Below are 2,566 nucleotides of genomic sequence, written 5' to 3' on the forward strand. Positions count from 1 at the left end.
TGCGGAGCTGATCAAGTACTCACAGACACAGGTATCCCCAAACACGGGCCTACCTAACATATCCATACCTTTTTACACCATCAGCCACAAGGGCGTATCCGTTCCCGTCGGCCTTGGGTACAGCGGTGGTGGTGTTAAGGTCGCCGATTTGGCCTCATGGGTCGGACTGGGCTGGAACCTACAGGCCGGTGGCCTGGTGAGCAGGACCATCAACTGGCTACCGGACGACAACGACGATCTGGGCTACATGTACACATCATATGACCTGGCACATTTCAACGCCAATCCCGATTCGGGCCCTTGTTGCAATCCCAACGAACAGGGCCACCAACTGCTGGGCGCACAGGCCAATGCCAGGGACTACGAGCCCGATGAGTTCAACTATTCCCTACCGGGATATTCGGGGAAATTCTATTATGACCAGAATCTGGACGATTTTGTACAGTTGCCCAAGACCAACGTCAAGATCGAAAAGCAGGTGCATTCCCCTACGAACCGTAGGATCACAGGGTTCATCCTCACCACACCCAATGGCGTCAGATACCACTTTGGGGGAACGTCTTCACATCTAGAAGGCGTTGAGAGGGTAAGGACCTGGTCGCAGACCCAAGACGGCAGTTATTATAATGATGCCAGTGCCTATGCATCGGCAAGTATACCATACTATCAGAGTTGGATGCTCAGGGAAATAGAGTTTCCTACCTCAGACGAGAAAATCTCATTTGCCTATGATATTGAAAGCAACGTCAGAACCATCCTCAAGTCCGACGAGGAGCTCGTACTTGCGATAACGGACTGTGACCAGCAGTACAGTTTAAACCACATGGAGAAGAAGTATACCCAGCCAAAGATAAAGGAGATACAGTTTCCAAAAGGGAGGGTGACCTTTACAAGGGGCACCGTTGAGCGCGACGATCTGGATAACGCCTACCCGCTGGAAAGGATCACCCTTTTCGACGGTGCGGATAACTTTATCAGGGCGTTCGAGCTGAGCACCTCACAGTCGCTTGCCGACCCGGGCTATAACTACAATCCCTCGTTCATAGACCTCAACATCATAGAGCAGGGGAAACGACGCCTGCGACTGGACTCCATTGCCATTGTGGACGAGCTTTCCAATGTCGAGGGCGTGTACGCGTTTGGGTACAACCCCCAGAAGCTGCCACAGCGCTTCTCAAGATCCATAGACTATTTTGGGTACTACAACGGAAAGGAGAACGATGACCTTATCCCCAGGGCAAACTACACTCCCATAGCGCCATCGGCCTATTATGGGAGTGCAGACCGCTCAGTAAATCCTAGCTATACACAGGCCGAAGTGCTCACAAAAATAACCTATCCAACGGGAGGTTACGATGAGTTTGTATGGGAGAACAACTACGTAAGCTTCTTCTCCGGGTCTTCGAACAGTTTCTACAGGGACCATCTTCTTGAGTATACCGAGGTCTTTGACAGCTACAGCTGTTTGCACCTGGACGGGAACCCATCGAACGGCTACGACCATTCCATGACCTTTACCGTGCCAATGAACGGCGACGGCATCACCGAGCTCGATATCACGGTTGAGGGCTGCCCCTATACCGATGGCATACAGGCCCTTAACGACCAGAACTGTAGCTATACACTGTACCTTACCGATATGACGGACGCACCCAATGCACCACAGACGCTGTTGGAGCCCAATGGCTTCAAGTCTCTGACACCTGGCAACACCTACAGGATCTCGGCCACCTACAACGGCAACTTCCAGGGCTGCAACAATACACAGACCGGCAACCCCAGTCCAGGTGGGTTCAGTGCCGTCATCAAGTACACCGAGGATCCCACCCCGGGCGAGTACATACACGCGGGATTGAGGATCAAGGAACTGAAGACCTACAATGACGCCCTGGACGGGCAACCCGAACATTGGAGGTCCTATGACTATACCTATCCCGGACATACGGCCACGCCGGGAGTGGGCAGTGGCATGGCCTACCTGTTGAACCTAAACTATATGGGTAAATACCGCCGCGTCTGTCCCTTAGAGCCGAACAATCCCGTCGAGACAATAAAGGTCACTTCCAATACCTTGGTCCAGCCCGTTACGGGCGGAAGCCTTGTGGGCTACAGGCATGTCAGGGAGACCTTTAAGGATATGGCCTCTTCCAATGGATATAGGCTCTATGAATATTCCAACCTGGATCTGAACGGCGACAACCCTTACGGCACAGGGTATTTTTTCACCCCCTTCCCGGCACTGCACGCCAAGACCGTTTTTCCCAATTGGAGGAACGGCAACCTTAAGGAGATGAGGCTCTATGACAAGGACGACGCCCTTAAAAAGCTTGAGGAATATGATTACGAGAGATTTGGGACCTTTCACAAGGTGCCCAAGGACTTTGCCGTACAGGTCCACAGGATGCCGAACCTGGTATATCCGAACCAAGAGCCTAGCGACAATATATATGTAAGGCATTATGGCTACACCACCGAGCACCACCGATTAAAATCCCGGACCACCACGGACTATCTTGAGGTTGGCAACGTTACGGTGACCCAGGTGCACACCTACGACAACAATCCC

Annotated in this window: 1 protein-coding gene; it reads left to right on the forward strand. The window is 52.3% G+C overall.

What is annotated here, in order from left to right; translation table 11 throughout:
- Positions 1-2,566: hypothetical protein (locus tag KCG49_RS16255; RefSeq protein ID WP_218548011.1), on the forward strand; the 2,566-nt coding region annotated here is incomplete at both ends.

The sequence above is a fragment of the Winogradskyella luteola genome, from assembly GCF_019203985.1.
Lineage (GTDB): Bacteria > Bacteroidota > Bacteroidia > Flavobacteriales > Flavobacteriaceae > Winogradskyella > Winogradskyella luteola.